Source organism: Streptomyces coerulescens (assembly GCF_042657965.1).
Lineage (GTDB): Bacteria > Actinomycetota > Actinomycetes > Streptomycetales > Streptomycetaceae > Streptomyces > Streptomyces coerulescens.
In genome coordinates, this window is the sequence record NZ_JBHSKM010000011.1 from 100,533 (window position 1) to 118,444 (window position 17,912).

Below are 17,912 nucleotides of genomic sequence, written 5' to 3' on the forward strand. Positions count from 1 at the left end.
ACGGACGTTGACGAGACGGTCCTGACGGCCCCCGGTCCTCCCCACCCGGGGTGCTATCCCTCGCCGCGCCCGTACCGCCGCACGGCGAGGGGCGCGAACACCGCGATGAGTACCGCGCACCACATCAGCGACCCGGCGACCGGATGCGCGACCGGCCACGCGGCGTCCTGCGGCACGGGCGCGTTGCCGAACAGGTCCCGCAGCGCCGTGGTGACCGCGCTGATCGGATTCCACTCGGCGACGGTGCGCAGCCAGCCCGGCAGGCCGTTCGTCGGAATGTAGGCGTTGGACAGCAGCGGCAGGATGAAGGTCGCCCCGCCCAGCTGGCCGGCGGCCTCCTCGTTCCGGGTGAGCAGCCCCAGGAAGATCCCGATCCACGTGGTCGCGAACCGGAACAGCAGCAGCAGTGCCACGGCGCCCGCCGCGTCGAGCGCGGACCCCTCGATCCGCCATCCCACCGCGAGCCCGACCAGCAGGAACGGCACCGTCCCCGCGGCCGTCACGACCAGATCCGCGGCGGCCTGCCCCAGTGGTACGGCCGCCCGGCTCATCGGCAGGGTCCGCAGCCGGTCCATCACCCCGCGATGGGTGTCCTGGGCGGCCTGGAACATCCCGGTCATGATCCCGTTGGCCGCGGTCGCCACCAGGAGTCCCGGCACCAGGAAGGACCGGTACTGCTCGCCCGGCATCGCAAGCGCGCTGCCGAAGACGTAGCCGAAGAACAGCAGCATGGTGATCGGCATCGTCTGGGTCAGGATCAGCAGGCCGGGGTTGTTGCGGATCCGCCGCAGCTGCCGGCCCAGCATCGCGCCGCCGTCGTAGGTCAGGGTGCTCATGCGGCACTCTCCTCGGTGAGTCGCAGGAAGACGTCGTCGAGCGTCGGTGGCTGGATGCTCGCGTCCAGCAACGGCACACCCGCCGCGTCGAGTTCACGCACCAGCCGGGGCAGGGTCAGTGTGGCGTCCCGGGTGACCGCGCCGACGGAGCGCCGGTCGTGGTCGAACGACGGCTCCGCGCCCGTGAGTTGATCGAGTACGGCCGCGGCCTTGACCAGGACGTCGGCATCGGCGACGACGACCTCCACGTGGGCGCCGATGGCCGCCTTGAACTGGGCGGGCGAGCCCCGGTGCGCGACCCGGCCCCGGTCGACCAGGGCGATGTCGTCGGCCAGTTGGTCGGCCTCCTCCAGGTACTGCGTGGTCAGCAGCACCGTCGTGCCGTCGGCGGTCAGCTCTCGTACGGCGTCCCAGATCCGGTTGCGGCTGGCCGGGTCGAGGCCGGTCGTGGGCTCGTCGAGGAAGAGCACGTCGGGGCGGCGCACGAGGCTCGCCGCGAGGTCGAGGCGGCGGCGCATCCCGCCCGAGTACGTGGACGCCGGCCGGTCCGCAGCCTCGGTCAGGCCGAAGCGGTCCAGCAGCTCGGCGGCCCGCTCGGCCGGGCCGCGCACCCGGTGCAGCCGGGCGAACAGCCGAAGGTTCTGGCGGCCCGTGAGGTCACCGTCGACCGACGCGTACTGTCCGGTGACGCCGATGCTGCGGCGGACGGCCGCCGGGTCCCGCAGCAGATCGTGCCCGGCGACCCGGGCCGAGCCGGCGTCCGGCCGCAGCAGCGTCGTCAGGAGCCGTACGGCCGTCGTCTTGCCCGCGCCGTTCGGGCCGAGCAGGCCGCAGACGGTGCCCTGTGCGACGGCCAGATCGAGTCCGCGCAGGGCGTGGACCACGGCTCCTTTGGGCCCGAAGCGCTTCTCCAGACCTTCACTAAGTACAGCGTACGTAGAAGTCATGGGTCGACCATAGCGCACTACGTACGCTGTACGTAACTAGGATGGTGGCCGAGGTGATGATCGATGGCGGGCCGAGCTGCCGTACCCGAAGTGATCTGGGCGCGTCCCGAGCGGACCGGGCGCGGTCCCAGGCCCGCGTTCACGCGCGCGGACATCGCGGCCGCGGCGGTGCGCATCGCCGACGCCGGCGGGCTGGATGCCGTGTCCATGCGGCATGTCGCGGCCGAACTGGGCTGCGGGACCATGTCGCTGTACAACTACGTCCCCCGTAAGGAGGACCTGTACGAGCTGATGGTCGACGCGGTCGGTGCCGAGCACGAGATCGCGGAGCCCTCGGGTGACTGGCGTGCCGACATGATCCGCAACGCGCAGGAGACCCGCGCCATCATGCACCGCCACACCTGGGTGCCCCGGCTGATGTCAGGGGTGTACGGCTTCAGCCCCAACACCCTGCGCTATCTGGAGCACTGTCTGGCCTGTCTCGAACCGCTCGACGTTCCGTACAGCGTGAAGATGGAGCTGGTCGCGCTGCTCAACGGTGTCGTGACGACGTACACCGCGAACGAGATCGCCACCGCCGAGCGCACCCGTTCCATGCCGTGGTCCGAGGAGGAGGAGAACGCGGTCCGTATCGCGTATCTCGGCAGCCAGGTCGCGACCGGAAACTATCCGCGTCTCGCCGCGGCGTTCATGGCGGACAGTGGGCCGATCGATCTGGAGGGGGTGTTCCGGCGGGCGCTGGAACGGGTGCTGGACGCTTTTGATCCCAAGTGCCGAGACACGTAGTCGTTCGGGCGCGGGCTTGTGGGGGCTGGTCGCGCACGCGCGGCGGAGCCGCATATTGACACAGCCCCGCGCCCCTTCAGGGCGCTTAGACCAACGTGAGCTGACCCTCTGGGCCTTCCTCGTGCCCGTCCAGGACTGATGCCGGTCTGCGGGCCGGTCCCGGGACCGGTAGGACGGCGGCTTTGCGGAGGTCGGTCGCGGTGATGGGAGACGTCAACTGATCGCCCAGCGGCTGGAGTTCCGCCAGCAGGGCCAGGACTGTGATCAGTTCCAGCAGCTCTGACGTCCACGTCTGCGGCCACGTGGCCGGGCGGATCGCTGCCAGGGTGCCCGGCTCGGGCTCCGTGACGCGGGCGGTGAACCACTGCTCCAGGACCCTCACGCCGGCCACCTCGTAGTGCCAGGCCTCCGGCGGGACCGGGGAGATACGGCCCTCGTCCAGCAGCAGGGCCTCCTCGTCGCGGTCGTACTCCAACGTCAGGGGACGGGAGGGGAGCGGCGCGCGGACGTACGGGCGGCGGCCGCCGGGCAGCTTCGGGCGGTCGCCGTTGCGGCGCATCAGCCACAGGGCGCGGTGGCCCGACTCGACGCCGTGTGCCCACAGGTCCGGGTCGGCGGTGAGGGGGACGGTGAGGTCCGGGCGTACGGCCGCCAGCGTCCAGGCGAGGAGGTCCAGCGGCTCGACCGGTCCGCCGAGCCGGTCGCTGAGGTGCTCCAGGAGGCCGGGCGCGAGATTGGGTTCCGTGCCGCCGGGGCGGCGGTACAGCGGGCGGACGCGGCCCGGGCGGAGCAGCGGCAGGAGAGAGGTCGCCAGCAGGCCGGACTCGGCCGTCTCCAGGACGAAGACCTGGTGCTCGTCCGCCACCCGCCACAGCTCTGGGCGGGCCGCGTCGATCAGACGGTGGTCGGGGATCAGCCACTGTTCGTCGAAGGGGGCGTGCAGGACGCGTACCGGCTCCGGGCACGGGCCCGTGGCGCGCAGGAGCTTCTCCGTGCCGGTGTCCTGGCCGGGGAGCTGGCCGGCCGCGGAGTGCAGGTTGCGGGAGCGGGTCGGCTCCAGCAGGGTCTCCCGGTCCGGGCCCTCGGCCTTCACGAAGGCGTCCCAGCGGGCTTTGAGGGTCGCCGCGTCGGGGCCCGCCGGCCACCCCCGGCCGAGCCGCGGCGGTGCGACGGACCACGGCATGAGGTCCGCCAGCGGCGGAGCGTCGTCGTGCGTCACGCTGGGCATCGTACGGCCTGGGTCCGACAGGCGGGGCAGGGCAGCGCCCCGTAAGGGGCGCGGGGAACTGCGCGACCGGCCGCCACCGGGCCGCGGGCTTCGCACCGCGCTTCTGCCGGCGGGGCTACGTCGCGTCCAGGGTCACCGTGAAGGAGAAGCGGTCGCCCCGGTAGTGGATGACGGCCGCGTCGAGGACCCTGCCCTCCGCGTCGTACGTCACGCCCGTGTAGTGCAGGATCGGGCTCAGCAGCGGGACTTGGAGGAGTTTCGCCGTCTCCGGGTCGGCCAGTCTCGCCTCCACCGCGTCCGTGATGCGGCCGATGTCCGCCCCGACGACGTCCCGCAGCACCTTCGTCATCGGCCAGCGCACGAGGTCCTCCAGATCGATGCGCGCCGCCAGTTCGGGGCGGACGTAGTTGCGGGCGTGGTTGGTCGGCTCGCCCGTCTTCTCGTCGCTGCGCAGGCGGTGATACGTCGCCACCTCGTCGATGTCCGGGAAGTGCTCGGCGAGTGCGGCCGGCACCTGTGTCCGGCCGTGGTCCAGCAGTTCGGTCGCCATACCGGACTGCTGGGCCACGATCGCGTCCACCGAGCCGAGCAGCCGCACGGGGGCGCCCCGGCGGGCGTCCGGCTCGATGAATGTGCCGCGTCTGCGATGGCGCGTGATCAGGCCCTCGTCCTCCAGCTCCTTCAGCGCCTGCCGCATGGTCAGCACGCTCACGCCGTAGTGCTCCGCCAACTGCTCCTCGGTGGGCAGCCGCAGCGGGTCCTGCGGTCGGCGGCCCAGTATCGAGGCGCGCAGCGACTGCGACACCTGGTACCAGAGCGGCAGCTTGCGGTTCAGGACGATCGAGTCAGGGGCGAAGGAGGTCACGGGGCCATCCGTACCGGTAGGGGATCTCTACTGCAAGGGGCGGAAGTGGCGTTCCATGCCACGCCAGACGTCGTCGTAGCGCTGTTGCAGGTGGTCGGCGCCGGCCGCCTGCGGGGTCAGCGTCACCGGCCAGCGGGTCTCGAACATGAACGCCAGACCGTCGTCGATCTTCTGCGGCTTCAGCTCGGCGGCGCTCGCGCGATCGAACGTCTCCCGGTCCGGGCCGTGCGCCGACATCATGTTGTGCAGCGAACCGCCGCCCGGCACGAAGCCCTCCGCCTTCGCGTCGTAGGCGCCCTCGACGAGGCCCATGTACTCGCTCATCACGTTCCGGTGGAAGTACGGCGGCCGGAAGGTGTCCTCTCCCACCAGCCAGCGTGGCGCGAACACCACGAAGTCGACGCCGGCGAGGCCCGGGGTGTCCGAGGGGGATGTCAGCACGGTGAAGATCGACGGGTCGGGGTGGTCGTAGGAGATGGTGCCGATCACATTGAAACGGCGCAGATCGTAGCTGTACGGCACATGGTTGCCGTGCCAGGCGACCACATCGAGGGGTGTGTGGTCGTACAGGGCCGTCCAGAGGTTGCCACAGAACTTGTTCACCACCTCCACCGGGCCCTCGACCTCCTCGTACGCAGCCACCGGCGCCTTGAAGTCCCGGGCGTTGGCGAGGCCGTTGGCGCCGATCGGGCCGAGGTCGGGGAGGTGGAAGGGGGCCCCATAGTTCTCGCACACATAGCCCCGGGCGGAGTCATCCAGTAGCTCCACACGGAAGCGCACCCCACGTGGAATCAGCGCCACATGTCCCGGCTCCACATGCAGCATCCCGAACTCCGTGCGCAGCAGCAGCCCGCCGCGCTCCGGGACGATCAGGAGCTCGCCGTCGGCGTCGCTGAAGACGCGGTCCATCGAGGAGTTGGCGTGATACAGGTGCACGGCCATGCCGGTGCGCTGGCTCGCGTCGCCGTTGCCGCCCAGCGTCCACAGGCCGGCCAGGAAGTCGGTGCCGGGGGCGGGCTCGGGAAGCGGGTTCCAGCGCAGCCGGTTCGGGTCGGGCACCGACTCCGTGAAGGGGGCCGTACGGATCGCGCCGTTGTCCGTGCGGGTGAACGCCGGGTGTGCGGCCGAGGGGTGGATGCGGTACAGCCAGGAGCGGCGGTTGTGTGCCCTCGGCTCGGTGAACGCCGAACCGCTCAGCTGCTCCGCGTACAGGCCCAGCGGGGCGCGCTGGGGTGAGTTCCGGCCCTCGGGCAAGGCGCCGGGTACCGCCTCCGAGCTGTGCTCGTTGCCGAAACCGGAGAGGTAGGTCAGCCCTTCCGCGGTCTTCCGCGTGTCCCCGCTCATGATCGCTCCCTTGAGATCTGATTCCTATGCCTTACCGTAGGATTGCGATTTCCCCGGCGCAAGAGATCGGCCGGTCCTCCTCTGCGGGTACGACCGGAAACGGATGCCGACCCGACTCAAGGGGGATTCGGCTGTCGGACCCGTGTTCTAGTCTCCGGACATGTCGTGGACACGGACCCAGCTCGCCGCGTCGGCGGTCTGTGTCCTGCTGCTGACCGGATCCGCCGGCTGCGGCTCCGGCGACGCCCGGGACGGGGTCGTGTCGTCCTCCCCGGTGGGCAAGGTCCTCGACGACACGGACGACGACGGGCGGCACTACCGCGAGGTCGACAAGGACGAGGCGCCCGAGGTCGCCATAGAGGTCCAGCCGGACCCCGACGCCGACTCCGGGTCGGGTGAAGCCGGAACCGGGGGCGGCTGGGACGTGACGCTCACGCTGCGTGGCTTCCGCTTCTCGCCCGCCGGTGCCGAGGCGCGGGCGGTGGCCGGGCGCGGGCTCGCGTACCTCTTCGTGGACGGCCGTCTCGTCACCCGGCTCCGGACCCCCGGATACCGCCTCCCGGCCGACCTCGTCCCACGCGGCACGCACCAGGTCACCGTCCGGCTGTACGCCGACGACGGCACGGTGTGGGCCGTGGACGGCGACCCCGTGGAGAGCACGGCCGACGTCACGGCCTCGGAATCGGAGACGGGGTCGGAGTCGGGGTCGGAGTCGGGGTCGGGGTCGGGGTCGGGGTCGGGGACAGGGGTGGGGACGGAGACGGAGCGGGAAACTGAGACGACCGCGACACCGACCGCATCCGCCTCCTCACCGAGCGCAGCACTGAGTGCACCGGGTACCCGCCTCCGTACCGGGGGGCAGGGTTCACCGGACCGAGCCGGAAAGGCATCATGAAGACCGTGCCCCATCCAGCAACGCTTCGTCGGGCGCCCGTGCAGCGGCGCAGCGCAGAACGTCTCACCAGGATCCTCGACGCCTGCGCCGACCTCCTCGACGAGGTCGGCTACGACGACCTGAGCACCCGGGCCGTCGCCCAGCGGGCCGGCGTCCCCATCGGCTCGGTCTACCGGTTCTTCGGCAACAAACGCCAGATGGCCGACGCCCTCGCCCAGCGCAATCTGGAGCGTTACACCGCTCGTGTCACCGAGCGGCTGGAAGGGACCGCCGACGGGGGCTGGCGGGTGGCGATGGACGCCGTGCTCGACGAGTACATCGCCATGAAGCGCACCGCGCCCGGCTTTTCCCTGGTCGACTTCGGCAACCAGATCCCCGTCGGTACCCGCGGCGAACCCAACCACCGGGTCGCCGACCGGCTCACCGACCTGCTCTCCGGCTACCTCGACCGCGAACCGGACGAGGATCTGCGCCGCACCTTCCTGGTCTCCGTCGAGACGGCCGACACGCTGGTCCACCTGGCCTTCCGGGTGGCTCCGGAGGGCGACGAACGGATCCTGGAGGAGGCCCGGGAACTGCTGCGGGCGTATCTGGCGCGGGTGCTGGACTGAGGCCCCGCGGCGGTCGGCCTCCCCCTGGAGCCGGCCCTTCGCCGGACCCGCCTCTCGCGAATTTCCGACCTGATCCCCGGAGGGGACTCCCCGCCGTGCATACCGGTCGGTATGCTCGGTCCGAGTCCGCGCGCCAGTGCCGCCGCCACCTCCGGGAGGACCCATGTCCCGCACCGCCCTGCGTATCTGCCCCCTGTGCGAGGCCACCTGCGGCCTGACGCTCACGATCGAGGGAACCGCGGTCACCGGTGCCCGCGGTGACCGTGACGACGTGTTCAGCCAGGGATTCATCTGCCCCAAGGGCGCCTCCTTCGGCGCCGTCGACGGCGATCCCGACCGGCTGCGCACCCCGCTCGTGCGCCAGGACGGCGAGCTGCGCGAGGCCACCTGGGAGGAGGCCTTCGACGCGGTCGCCGCCGGCCTGCGGCCGGTCGTCGAGCGGTACGGCCCCCACTCCGTCGGCGTCGTCCTCGGCAACCCCAATGTGCACACCGTGGCCGGCGCGCTCTACCCGCCGGTCCTCATGGCCGGCCTGCGCACCCGCAGCGTCTTCACCGCCTCCACGGTCGACCAGATGCCCAAGCACGTCTCCAGCGGGCTGCTCTACGGCGACGCCCTCGCGATCCCGGTCCCGGACCTCGACCACACCGACCACCTCCTCCTCATCGGCGCCAACCCCCTGGAGTCCAACGGCAGCCTGTGCACCGCCCCCGACTTCCCGGGCAAGCTCAAGGCGCTCAAGGCCCGCGGCGGCACCCTCACCGTCATCGACCCGCGCCGCACCCGCACCGCCAGGCTCGCCGACCGGCACGTCGCGATCAGGCCCGGCACCGACGCACTGCTGCTGGCCGCGATGGCGTACGTCCTGTTCGAGGAGGACCTGGTCGACCTCGGGGACCTTGCGCCGCACGTCCAAGGCGTCGAGGAACTCCGCGCGGAAGTACGGGACTTCACCCCGGAGGCCGTCGCCGACGCCTGTGACGTGGACGCCGGCACCATCCGCGCCCTCGCCCGCGAGCTCGCCGCCGCCCCGACCGCCGCCGTCTACGGCCGCATCGGCAGCTGCACCGTCCCGCACGGCACCCTGGCCAGCTGGCTCGTCGACGTCCTCAACATCCTCACCGGTAACCTCGACCGCCCGGGCGGCGCCCTCTTCCCGCAGGCCGCCACCGACAAGACACCCCGCCCCGCAGGGCCCGGCCACGGCTTCGCGCTCGGGCGCTGGCACTCCCGGGTGAGCCGGCACCCCGAGGCCAAGGGCGAGTTGCCGCTGTCCGCGCTCGCCGAGGAGATCGACACGGCCACCGCCGAGGGCGAGCCCATCCGCGCCCTGGTCGCCGTCGCGTCCAACCCGGTGCTGTCCGCCCCCGACGGCGACCGTCTCGACAAGGCCCTCGACTCGCTCGACTTCATGGTCAGCGTCGACCCCTACCTGAACGAGACCTCGCGGCATGCCGACGTCGTGCTGCCGCCGCCCCCGCCCTCGCAGAGCCCGCACCACGACTTCGCCTTCAACACCCTCGCCGTGCGCAACCAGGTCCGCTACACCCGCGCCGCCGTCCCGCTGGAGCCGGGCCGCATGGCCGAGTCCGAGATCCTGGCCCGGCTCATCCTGGCCGCCACGGGCATGCACGGAGCCGACCCGTCCGCGGTCGACGACCTCGTCATCGGGCAGACGCTCGGCAAGGCCGTCAAGGAGGCCCACTCGCCCGTCCATGGCCGCGACCCGCAGGAACTCGCCGGGCGGCTCACCGGCGTGAGCGGTCCGGAGCGACGGCTCGACATGATGCTGCGCCTCGGCCCTTACGGCGACGGCTTCGGCGTACGACCCGACGGGCTGACCCTCGACAAGCTGCTCGCGCATCCGCACGGCATCGACCTCGGGCCTCTCAAGTCCCGCCTGCCGCAACCGCTGAAGACCGTCAGCGGCAAGGTGGAGCTGCTGCCGGAGCCCATCGCCGGCGATCTGCCCCGGCTGCGGGAGGCCATGCGGTACCGCCCCGACGGGCTCGTCCTCATCGGTCGCCGCCATCTGCGCTCCAACAACAGCTGGATGCACAACGTGCCCGCGCTGACCGGCGGCTCCAACCGCTGCACCCTGCACATCCACCCGGCCGACGCCGAACGGCTCGGCGTACGGGACGGGGCGGCCGTACGCCTCAAGGGCGCCGGGGGAGAGGTGACCGCGCCCGCCGAGGTCACCGACGCGGTGCGCCCGGGTGTGGTGAGCCTGCCGCACGGCTGGGGCCACGACCGTCCCGGCACCCGGCTCGGCCACGCCGCCACCGACCCCGGAGTCAACGTCAATCAGCTCCTCGACGGCAGCCTGCTCGACCCGCTGTCGGGCAACGCGGTCCTCAACGGAGTGCCCATCGAGGTGACCCCGGTGTCCGAAAAGATCACGGCTCTGACCTGAGCAAAGCTCTGACCTGGAGTTTTGCGCTTATTGCTCGCATGTCAACGTCTTGTTAACGCCGTTCGACGGGACCTAACGTCGTCGCACCCCCGGCCCTCGTGGGATGTTCAAGGGCGAACGTTAGGTATCCACTCATGCTGACCATCCTCGGCTTCGCCATGATCGCGACCTTCCTGGTCCTGATCATGATGAAGAAGATGTCGCCGATCGCGGCGCTCGTGCTGATTCCGGCACTCTTCTGCGTGTTCGTCGGAAAGGGCGCCAAGCTCGGTGACTACGTCATCGAAGGCGTCACGAGCCTCGCGCCCACCGCGGCGATGCTCATGTTCGCGATCGTCTACTTCGGTGTGATGATCGATGTCGGCCTCTTCGACCCGATCGTTCGGGGCATCCTGAAGTTCTGCAAGGCCGACCCGATGCGGATCGTCGTCGGCACGGCGATCCTCGCCGCCATCGTCTCGCTCGACGGCGACGGCTCCACCACCTTCATGATCACCGTCTCGGCGATGTACCCGCTGTACAAGCGCCTGAAGATGAGCCTGGTCGTGATGACCGGTGTCGCGGCGATGGCCAACGGCGTGATGAACACCCTCCCGTGGGGCGGCCCGACCGCCCGTGCCGCCACCGCGCTCAAGCTCGACGCCAGCGACATCTTCGTGCCGATGATCCCGGCCCTCGCCGTGGGTCTGCTGGCCGTGTTCGTCCTCTCGTACGTCCTCGGTCTGCGCGAGCGCAAGCGCCTCGGCGTGCTCACGCTGAACGAGGTCCTGGTCGAGGAGAAGGAGGCCGAGACGGTTCTCGTGGGCTCCGGCTCCGGTGCGGCCAAGTCCCCGGTGACGACGGGCGGTTCGGGCTCCGGCACCGACGCGGAGGAGACCGAGGACGACGAGCGCTTCCAGGCCCTGGACCCCGACCGGCCCACCCTGCGCCCCAAGCTCTACTGGTTCAACGCGCTGCTCACGGTCGCCCTGCTGACCGCCATGATCATGGAGTGGCTGCCGATCCCGGTGCTGTTCCTGCTCGGTGCCGCGCTCGCGCTCACCGTGAACTTCCCGCACATCCCGGACCAGAAGGCCCGGCTCGCCGCCCATGCCGACAACGTCCTGAACGTCTCCGGCATGGTCTTCGCCGCCGCCGTCTTCACCGGCGTCCTCCAGGGCACCGGCATGGTCGACCACATGGCCAAGTGGATGGTGGACGTCATCCCCGAGGGCATGGGCCCGCACATGGCCCTGGTCACCGGTGTGCTGAGCCTTCCGCTCACCTACTTCATGTCCAACGACGGCTTCTACTTCGGCGTCCTGCCCGTCCTCGCCGAGGCCGGCGCGGCGCACGGCGTCACCCCGCTGGAGATGGCCCGAGCCTCCCTGGTCGGCCAGCCGCTGCACATGTCGAGCCCGCTCGTCCCGGCCGTGTACGTCCTCGTCGGCATGGCCAAGGTGGAGTTCGGCGACCACACCAGGTTCGTGGTGAAGTGGGCGGCCCTCACCTGTCTGGTCATCCTCGCCGCGGGCATGCTCTTCGGAATCATCTGATCCGCATCATCCGGTCCACGCACACAGTTCACGGAGGACACGTTCCATGAGGCCCGGTGGGAACCGCGGCTGGCTGCTCCGCCTCGTCATCGCCTTCAGCTTCGCGCAGGGGGCGGTGTCGATGGCACGGCCCGCCGTCTCCTACCGGGCCCTCGCGCTGGGCGCCGACGAGCGGGCGATCGGTGTGATCGCGGGCGTGTACGCCCTGCTCCCGCTCTTCGTCGCCGTCCCGCTGGGCCGGCGTACCGACCACGGGCGCTGTGCGCCGCTGCTGCCCGTCGGCGTGGTCCTGATATCCGGCGGTTGCGCGCTGAGCGGCCTCGCGGACTCGCTGTGGGCGATGGCGGTCTGGAGTGGGGTGATGGGCCTCGGCCACCTCTGCTTCGTGATCGGCGCCCAGTCCCTCGTCGCCCGCCAGTCCGCGCCGCACGAACAGGACCGCAACTTCGGCCACTTCACCATCGGCGCCTCCCTCGGCCAGCTGGTCGGCCCGATCGCCGCGGGCGCGCTGATCGGCGGCCCCGACATGGCGGGGACCAGCGCGCTGGCCCTGCTGGTGGCGGGCGCGGGCGGCGCCGTCGCGTTCACCTCGCTGTGGCGCATAGAGAGCCGCACGACGGCCAAGTCCCGCAAGGCACAGAGCGAACGGGTCCCCGTCCACCGCATCCTGCGCGCCCGGGGCGTGCCCGCCGGCATCTTCATCAGCCTCGCCGTGCTGTCCGCGACCGACATCCTCACCGCCTATCTGCCGGTGGTAGGCGAGCACCGGGGCATCGCGCCGGCCATGATCGGCGTCCTGCTCAGCCTGCGCGCGGCGGCCACCATCGCCTGCCGTCTGGTCCTGACGCCCCTGCTGCGGCTGCTGGGCCGCACCCTGCTGCTGACCGTGACCTGTCTGCTGGCGGCCCTGCTGTGCGCGGGCATCGCGCTGCCGGTGCCGGTGTGGGCGCTCGCCGTGATGCTGGCGGTGCTCGGGTTCTGCCTCGGCGTCGGGCAGCCGCTGTCCATGACGACGGTCGTGCAGGCGGCCCCCGAGGGCGCCCGCTCCACCGCCCTCGCGCTGCGGCTGACCGGCAACCGGCTCGGCCAGGTCGCCGCACCGGCGTCGGCGGGCCTGATCGCCGGAGTCGCGGGCGTGGCGGCGCCGTTCGTGATGCTGGGCGCGCTGCTGCTGGTGTCGGCCGGCACGGCGCTGCGGGCGCCCGCGCGGCCGGCGGAGGAGTCCGAGGGCGCCGGTAAGGCGAGCCTTTCGAGGGCGATCTTGCGTCGAAAGAGTGGTATCTGATGGGCCGTAAGGCGCTGCTTCCATGATTTAGCGTGCACATGTGAAAGAGAGTCAGACGAAGAGCGATTTGTACGAAAATCGTCTGACTCGGAGGACTCGCATGCCCACCACGCCTCTTCCACACCGAGCCGCGCGCATCGCCGCCGTCACGGCGCTGACCGCCGCGCTGACCCCGCTCACCGGGATGCCGACGTCCACAGCCGCGCCGATGGCACCCGGTGACAATGGCACCCTCAAGATCCACACGGCGCCGTGGGACGGAGTCGAGCGCACGCAATACGGGGACGCGATCGACGAGCCGAGGGTCTGCCGGTTCTACCTCGACGCCGCCAACTTCGAGACCGTCGACGCCGTCACCTGGCGCATCGAGACCCAGCCGCCGGTGACGGGTGGCGCCACGCTCCGTGGGACCCTCAACCTCCCGGCCAACACCGGCATCGGCCACACCGAGGACCTGAACCTGCCCGACGGGCAGTACCAGCTGTCCTGGTCGTTCGCGGGCATGACGGGCGCGGAGAGGCAGAAGCAGTTCACGGTCGACTGCCGGGCATCGATGAGGACGCCCTCGCCCGGCCCCCAGGGCGGTCCGCCGGCCGGCGGTGGTGGCATCGCGCGTGGTGAGGCCTTCACCACGGTCGCCGGTGCCGGTGTGGTCGGCCTGGTCGCGGTGGGCGGGGTGATGTGGTTCCGGCTCCGTCGCCGTACGCATGGCGCGTAGACGACGCAGGCCCTGGTACCGCAGGCGCGCCTTCCGCCTGGCGAGGACGGCCGTGCTGACCTTCTCGCTGGTGGTGGTCTGCGTCCGGTGCAACCACGACAGGCCCGGAGCCGACACGACCGCTCCGGGCTCCGCCGAGGCTTCCGAGGTCCGAGCCGCCGGCACCCGAGACGGTGCCGGCGGGGCGGGCGCCGACTCCCGTCCCCGTGCGGGCGATCCACTTCCCGACACTCCCGAGGCGCCCGCCGAGCCCCCGGTCCGTTCCACGCCCGCGTCCCCGCCGGCCGCGGCGACCGCCGGTACGGTCCCGGCGAGCACCCCCGCCCCGCTCGGGGCGAGCACCCCCGCCCCGCCCTCCTCCTCACCCCCGTCCTCCCCCTCACCCCTGCCCGCCCGCACCGGCAAGCGCGCCAAGCGCCCCGCCGGCCCGAGCCCCCTGCCCCGCTCCCGTGCGACCCGCCTCGTCATCCCCTACATCAGCGTCGACTCGCCGCTGATGGACCTGCACCTCGACAGCGAGCGGCGCCTGCCCGCGCCCCCTGAGGAGAAGCCCAACCTGGTCGGCTGGTACGCGGACGGCCCGTCCCCGGGGGAGCAGGGCACCGCCATCGCCGTGGGCCACCTCGACACCGACACCGGGCCCGCCGTCTTCGGCGGCCTCGGCGAACTCAAGCGCGGCAAACGCATCGAGCTCCGGCGCGCCGACGGACGGACCGCCGTCTACTCCGTCGACGCCATCAAGACGTACCAGAAGGACAAGTTCCCCAACCGTGAGGTGTACGGCGCCCGGGCCCGGCCGGAGCTGCGGCTGATCACCTGCGGCGGCAACTACAACCGCAGGACCGGCTACACCGGCAACGTCGTCGTCTACGCCCATCTCACCGCGACCCGTGAGCCGAAGGGCGCCGGCCGGCGCTGAATCCCGCTATCCGACGCTGAATCCCTCCGTCCGACGCTGAACCCCGCCGTCCGTTTGCCCGCCTGATGGACAGCGCCGCCCGATTCGGCCCGATCCCTTCCCCCGGCCGCACACATTCCGTTAACTTCCGTGACTCACACGCCCCGTGCGACCCGCACGAGGCGTTCGACCGCGGAGCGCCCGGGGGCTTCCGTCATGACACGTGCCATCTCTCTGCACGACGTGAGCAAGTCCTACATACGCGGCAACCGCGTCGTGAGCGGGCTCTCGCTGGACATCGAGCCCGGTGAATTCCTCGTGCTGCTCGGACCCTCCGGCTGCGGCAAGTCCACCGTGCTCAGGATGATCGCCGGTCTTGAGGAGATCGACGAGGGCGAACTGCTCCTGGACGGCGAGTGGGCCAACGATCTGCTGCCGGCCGACCGGCGGATCGCGATGGTCTTCCAGAACTTCGCCCTCTACCCGAGCATGACCAGCCGCGACAACATCGGCTTTCCGCTGCGCATCGAGGCGCCGGGCGAGGACCCCCGTTCCCGGGTGGACGCCACCGCCCGCATGCTGGGCATCGAGGACCTCCTCGACCGCTTCCCCGCCCAGCTCTCCGGCGGCGAACGCCAGCGCGTCGCCATGGGCCGGGCCATCGCCCGCCACCCCACCGCCTTCCTGATGGACGAGCCGCTGTCCAACCTCGACGCCAAGCTCCGCAACCATCTGCGCGCCGAGATCTCCGGCCTGACCCGCAAACTGGGCGTCACCACGGTCTACGTCACCCATGACCAGGCCGAGGCGATGTCCCTCGGCGACCGGGTCGCCGTGCTGCGCGGCGGCGTCCTCCAGCAGGTCGGCACGCCCCGCTCGGTCTACTCGCTGCCGCGCAACGTCTTCGTCGCCGCCTTCATCGGCATCCCGCGCATCAACCTGCTGCGCGGCGTCGTCCGCGCCCCGCTCGACGGCGCGATGACCATCAGCCTGGGCAAGCAGTACCTCCGGCTGCCCGAACCCCTGTGCCTGGACCACCAGTTGCTACGGGTGCAGCAGGGGCGCGAGGTCATCGTGGGCCTGCGTTCGGAGGCCGTCCGGATCGCCGAGCCCGCCAGTGCCCGCCCCGGCGAGGTGCACATCACCGGACTGGTCGAGCATGTGGAGTTCCAGGGCCACGAGGTCCTCGTCCACTTCAACACCGGCTCCCGGCCGGCCCTCGTCCCCGACCTGGAGGCCCCGCGGCCGGCCCCGCCCGTCCGGCGCCGGCGCCGTGACTCCGGCTCGGTGCTGGAGCGGCTGCGGCACCGCGCGGGCACCCTGCGCGCCGGGCCCGTGGTGGCCCTCGAGCGCCCGGCCGACGACGCCCTCGACCCCGCGCCGCCCGAGGGCCGACTCCCCGGCGACCTCATCGTCCGCACCACCCCGGACTTCGACCTCCGGCACGGCATGCACGTCCCGCTCCTCGTCGACCTCGCCCATCTGTTCGTCTTCGACCAGCACGGCGACCGTATCTGCCCGGCCCCGGCGCGACTTCCGGACCTGGAGGAATGAGACACCTCGGGCATAGGTAGTCATGGGTGCATGAACGTGCAACTCACCCGAACCCGGGCTTCCTTGGCGGTCGCCGGCCTGCTGCTGGCCGTCGGCGCGCCGACCGCGTACGCCGCTCTCGACGACACCACCGCCGCGGTGCCGCCGCGCGGAGAGCCGTACATCGAGACCCAGTTGTTCTTCGGTACCGCACGCCCCGACGGCGGCCCGGCCGTCACCGACCGGCAGTTCATGGAGTTCGTCGACGAGCAGGTCACGCCCGGTTTCCCGGACGGGCTGACGGCGCAGAGCGGGCGCGGACAGTGGCGGGACGCCAACGGGACGATCGAGAAGGAGACGTCGTACGAGCTGATCCTGCTCTACCCCGAGGCGCGGGCGCAGGACAGCGACCGCAGGATCGAGGAGATCCGCAGCGCCTATGAGAAGGCCTTCGGGCAGGAGGCCGTGGGGAGGGTGGACGACCGGGCGCGGGTCGACTTCTGATGTCATGGGGTCCGGCTGGTCGCCGGGGGTGTCTGGCGCGCAAAAACTATCGCCGCTAGTTTATTAGCCCGGTGACCACAGCCGGACGACGAGGCGCCCCGCCCGGGAGGAAGCGTGATGAAGGCACACGACGGCATGTACATCGACGGCGCGTGGCGGCCCGCCGCGAGCGGGGACGCGATCGAGGTGGTGAACCCGGCCGACGAACAGGTCATCGGCCGAGTCCCGGCCGGCACCGCCGCCGACGTCGACACCGCCGTACGGGCCGCCCGATCCGCCCTCCCGGGCTGGGCCGCGACCCCTCCCGCCGAACGGGCCGCGCGGCTGGCCGCCCTCCGGGACGTCCTGGTGGCCCGCAAGGACGAGATCGCCGAGACCGTCGCCGCCGAACTCGGCGCGCCGCTCACCTTCTCGCAGGCCGTCCACGCGGGCGTACCGATAGCGGTCGCGGGTTCGTACGCCGAACTGGCGGCGACCCACGCCTTCGAGGAGAAGGTCGGCAACTCGACCGTGTACCAGGAACCCATCGGCGTGGTCGGTGCCATCACACCCTGGAACTACCCGCTCCACCAGATCGTCGCCAAGGTCGCCCCGGCGCTGGCGGCGGGCTGCACGGTGGTGCTCAAGCCCGCCGAGGACACCCCGCTGGTCGCCCAGCTCTTCGCCGAGGCGGTCCACGAGGCAGGCGTCCCGGCGGGCGTCTTCAACCTGGTCACCGGCCTCGGCCCGGTCGCCGGCCAGGCGCTCGCCGAGCACCCGGGCGTCGACCTGGTCTCCTTCACCGGCTCCACGGCCGTCGGCCGGCAGATCGCCGCGGTGGCCGGCGCCGCGGTCAAGAAGGTCGCCCTGGAGCTGGGCGGCAAGTCCGCCAACGTCATCCTGCCGAGCGCCGACCTGGCCAAGGCGGTCAACGTCGGCGTCGCCAACGTGATGTCCAACTCCGGGCAGACGTGCAGCGCCTGGACGCGGATGCTGGTCCATCGCGACCGGTACGACGAGGCCGTGGAGCTCGCCGCCACCGCCGCCGCGAAGTACGGCGAGCGCATCGGCCCGGTGGTCAGCGCCAAGCAGCAGGCGCGGGTGCTCGGCTACATCGAGAAGGGCGTCGTCGAAGGGGCGCGGCTGGTCGCGGGCGGCACCGAGGCGCCGCGCGAGCAGGGCTGGTTCGTCAGCCCGACCGTCTTCGCCGACGTCACCCCCGAGATGACCATCGCCCAGGAGGAGATCTTCGGCCCGGTCCTGTCGATCCTGCGCTACGACGACGAGGAGGACGCCCTGCGCATCGCCAACGGCACCGTGTACGGCCTCGCGGGCGCGGTCTGGGCGGGCGAGGAGGCGGAGGCGGTGGCCTTCGCGCGCCGGATGGACACCGGGCAGGTCGACATCAACGGCGGCCGCTTCAACCCCCGCGCCCCGTTCGGCGGCTACAAGCAGTCGGGCGTGGGCCGTGAGCTGGGCGCACACGGCCTGGCCGAGTACCTCCAGACCAAGTCCCTGCAGTTCTGAGGAGC

At 71.5% G+C, this 17,912-nt stretch carries 16 protein-coding genes; 11 read left to right on the top strand and 5 right to left on the bottom strand.

Going from position 1 to position 17,912, the window contains the following annotated elements:
• Positions 1-53 precede the first annotated feature (53 nt).
• A complete protein-coding gene (locus tag ACFPQ9_RS18580) occupies positions 54-836 on the bottom strand; it encodes an ABC transporter permease (protein WP_380854133.1) in 783 nt (260 codons plus the stop codon).
• The gene (locus ACFPQ9_RS18585) at positions 833-1,783 is read right to left on the bottom strand and encodes an ATP-binding cassette domain-containing protein (RefSeq protein WP_380854135.1); all 951 of its coding nucleotides are present in this window, start codon (positions 1,781-1,783) and stop codon (positions 833-835) included. The genes ACFPQ9_RS18580 and ACFPQ9_RS18585 overlap by 4 nt, the downstream gene beginning before the upstream one ends.
• Before the next feature lie 63 nt (positions 1,784-1,846).
• Here ACFPQ9_RS18585 and ACFPQ9_RS18590 point away from each other — a divergent pair, with 63 nt between their 5' ends.
• Entirely contained in the window at positions 1,847-2,569 is a 723-nt protein-coding gene (locus ACFPQ9_RS18590) for a TetR/AcrR family transcriptional regulator C-terminal domain-containing protein (RefSeq protein WP_380854137.1), read from the top strand.
• 85 nt (positions 2,570-2,654) lie between these two features.
• Here ACFPQ9_RS18590 and ACFPQ9_RS18595 read toward each other — a convergent pair whose 3' ends face one another.
• From ACFPQ9_RS18595 to hmgA, 3 genes are all read right to left on the bottom strand, one after another.
• A complete protein-coding gene (locus ACFPQ9_RS18595; protein ID WP_380854139.1) occupies positions 2,655-3,797 on the bottom strand; it encodes a type ISP restriction/modification enzyme in 1,143 nt (380 codons plus the stop codon).
• A 115-nt stretch (positions 3,798-3,912) separates the two neighbouring features.
• Positions 3,913-4,662: a GntR family transcriptional regulator gene (locus ACFPQ9_RS18600; RefSeq protein WP_380854141.1), complete on the bottom strand. Its 750-nt coding sequence runs from the start codon at positions 4,660-4,662 to the stop codon at positions 3,913-3,915.
• Between the two features lie 27 nt (positions 4,663-4,689).
• Positions 4,690-6,006, bottom strand: coding sequence for a homogentisate 1,2-dioxygenase (gene hmgA, locus ACFPQ9_RS18605; RefSeq protein ID WP_380854143.1), 1,317 nt, complete (start codon positions 6,004-6,006; stop codon positions 4,690-4,692).
• A 160-nt stretch (positions 6,007-6,166) separates the two neighbouring features.
• Here hmgA and ACFPQ9_RS18610 point away from each other — a divergent pair, with 160 nt between their 5' ends.
• From ACFPQ9_RS18610 to ACFPQ9_RS18655, 10 genes are all read left to right on the top strand, one after another.
• Positions 6,167-6,901 carry a hypothetical protein gene (locus ACFPQ9_RS18610; protein ID WP_380854145.1) on the top strand — a complete coding sequence of 245 codons (735 nt, stop codon included), beginning with the start codon at positions 6,167-6,169 and terminating at the stop codon, positions 6,899-6,901.
• On the top strand, positions 6,898-7,512 hold the full coding sequence (locus tag ACFPQ9_RS18615) for a TetR/AcrR family transcriptional regulator (RefSeq protein ID WP_380854147.1): 615 nt from the start codon (positions 6,898-6,900) through the stop codon (positions 7,510-7,512). The genes ACFPQ9_RS18610 and ACFPQ9_RS18615 overlap by 4 nt, the downstream gene beginning before the upstream one ends.
• Positions 7,513-7,675: 163 nt before the next feature.
• Positions 7,676-9,928, top strand: coding sequence for a molybdopterin oxidoreductase family protein (locus ACFPQ9_RS18620; RefSeq protein WP_380854149.1), 2,253 nt, complete (start codon positions 7,676-7,678; stop codon positions 9,926-9,928).
• Positions 9,929-10,026: 98 nt separating this feature from the next.
• Complete coding sequence (locus tag ACFPQ9_RS18625) at positions 10,027-11,463, top strand: CitMHS family transporter (protein WP_380854151.1); 1,437 nt, start codon at positions 10,027-10,029, stop codon at positions 11,461-11,463.
• 46 nt (positions 11,464-11,509) lie between these two features.
• Positions 11,510-12,748, top strand: a complete 1,239-nt coding sequence (locus ACFPQ9_RS18630) for an MFS transporter (protein ID WP_380854153.1) — start codon at positions 11,510-11,512, stop codon at positions 12,746-12,748.
• Between the two features lie 100 nt (positions 12,749-12,848).
• On the top strand, positions 12,849-13,466 hold the full coding sequence (locus tag ACFPQ9_RS18635) for a hypothetical protein (protein ID WP_380854155.1): 618 nt from the start codon (positions 12,849-12,851) through the stop codon (positions 13,464-13,466).
• Positions 13,456-14,385 carry a class F sortase gene (locus ACFPQ9_RS18640; protein WP_380854157.1) on the top strand — a complete coding sequence of 310 codons (930 nt, stop codon included), beginning with the start codon at positions 13,456-13,458 and terminating at the stop codon, positions 14,383-14,385. The genes ACFPQ9_RS18635 and ACFPQ9_RS18640 overlap by 11 nt, the downstream gene beginning before the upstream one ends.
• A 195-nt stretch (positions 14,386-14,580) precedes the next feature.
• Positions 14,581-15,918 carry an ABC transporter ATP-binding protein gene (locus tag ACFPQ9_RS18645; protein WP_380854159.1) on the top strand — a complete coding sequence of 446 codons (1,338 nt, stop codon included), beginning with the start codon at positions 14,581-14,583 and terminating at the stop codon, positions 15,916-15,918.
• A gap of 30 nt (positions 15,919-15,948) precedes the next feature.
• Positions 15,949-16,401 (top strand): DUF3574 domain-containing protein, encoded by a 453-nt coding sequence (locus tag ACFPQ9_RS18650; protein WP_380854161.1) that lies wholly within the window; start codon positions 15,949-15,951, stop codon positions 16,399-16,401.
• A 117-nt stretch (positions 16,402-16,518) separates the two neighbouring features.
• Positions 16,519-17,907 (top strand): aldehyde dehydrogenase family protein, encoded by a 1,389-nt coding sequence (locus ACFPQ9_RS18655; RefSeq protein WP_380854163.1) that lies wholly within the window; start codon positions 16,519-16,521, stop codon positions 17,905-17,907.
• The last annotated feature ends 5 nt before the right edge of the window (positions 17,908-17,912 follow it).

Coding starts and splice junctions, on each gene's coding strand:
- ACFPQ9_RS18580 (WP_380854133.1), bottom strand. CDS start 836: ATGAGCACCCTGACCTACGACGGCGGCGCGATGCTGGGCCGGCAGCTG.
- ACFPQ9_RS18645 (WP_380854159.1), top strand. CDS start 14,581: ATGACACGTGCCATCTCTCTGCACGACGTGAGCAAGTCCTACATACGC.
- ACFPQ9_RS18595 (WP_380854139.1), bottom strand. CDS start 3,797: ATGCCCAGCGTGACGCACGACGACGCTCCGCCGCTGGCGGACCTCATG.
- ACFPQ9_RS18585 (WP_380854135.1), bottom strand. CDS start 1,783: ATGACTTCTACGTACGCTGTACTTAGTGAAGGTCTGGAGAAGCGCTTC.
- ACFPQ9_RS18650 (WP_380854161.1), top strand. CDS start 15,949: ATGAACGTGCAACTCACCCGAACCCGGGCTTCCTTGGCGGTCGCCGGC.
- ACFPQ9_RS18630 (WP_380854153.1), top strand. CDS start 11,510: ATGAGGCCCGGTGGGAACCGCGGCTGGCTGCTCCGCCTCGTCATCGCC.
- ACFPQ9_RS18615 (WP_380854147.1), top strand. CDS start 6,898: ATGAAGACCGTGCCCCATCCAGCAACGCTTCGTCGGGCGCCCGTGCAG.
- ACFPQ9_RS18655 (WP_380854163.1), top strand. CDS start 16,519: ATGAAGGCACACGACGGCATGTACATCGACGGCGCGTGGCGGCCCGCC.
- ACFPQ9_RS18640 (WP_380854157.1), top strand. CDS start 13,456: ATGGCGCGTAGACGACGCAGGCCCTGGTACCGCAGGCGCGCCTTCCGC.
- hmgA (WP_380854143.1), bottom strand. CDS start 6,006: ATGAGCGGGGACACGCGGAAGACCGCGGAAGGGCTGACCTACCTCTCC.
- ACFPQ9_RS18610 (WP_380854145.1), top strand. CDS start 6,167: ATGTCGTGGACACGGACCCAGCTCGCCGCGTCGGCGGTCTGTGTCCTG.
- ACFPQ9_RS18635 (WP_380854155.1), top strand. CDS start 12,849: ATGCCCACCACGCCTCTTCCACACCGAGCCGCGCGCATCGCCGCCGTC.
- ACFPQ9_RS18590 (WP_380854137.1), top strand. CDS start 1,847: ATGGCGGGCCGAGCTGCCGTACCCGAAGTGATCTGGGCGCGTCCCGAG.
- ACFPQ9_RS18620 (WP_380854149.1), top strand. CDS start 7,676: ATGTCCCGCACCGCCCTGCGTATCTGCCCCCTGTGCGAGGCCACCTGC.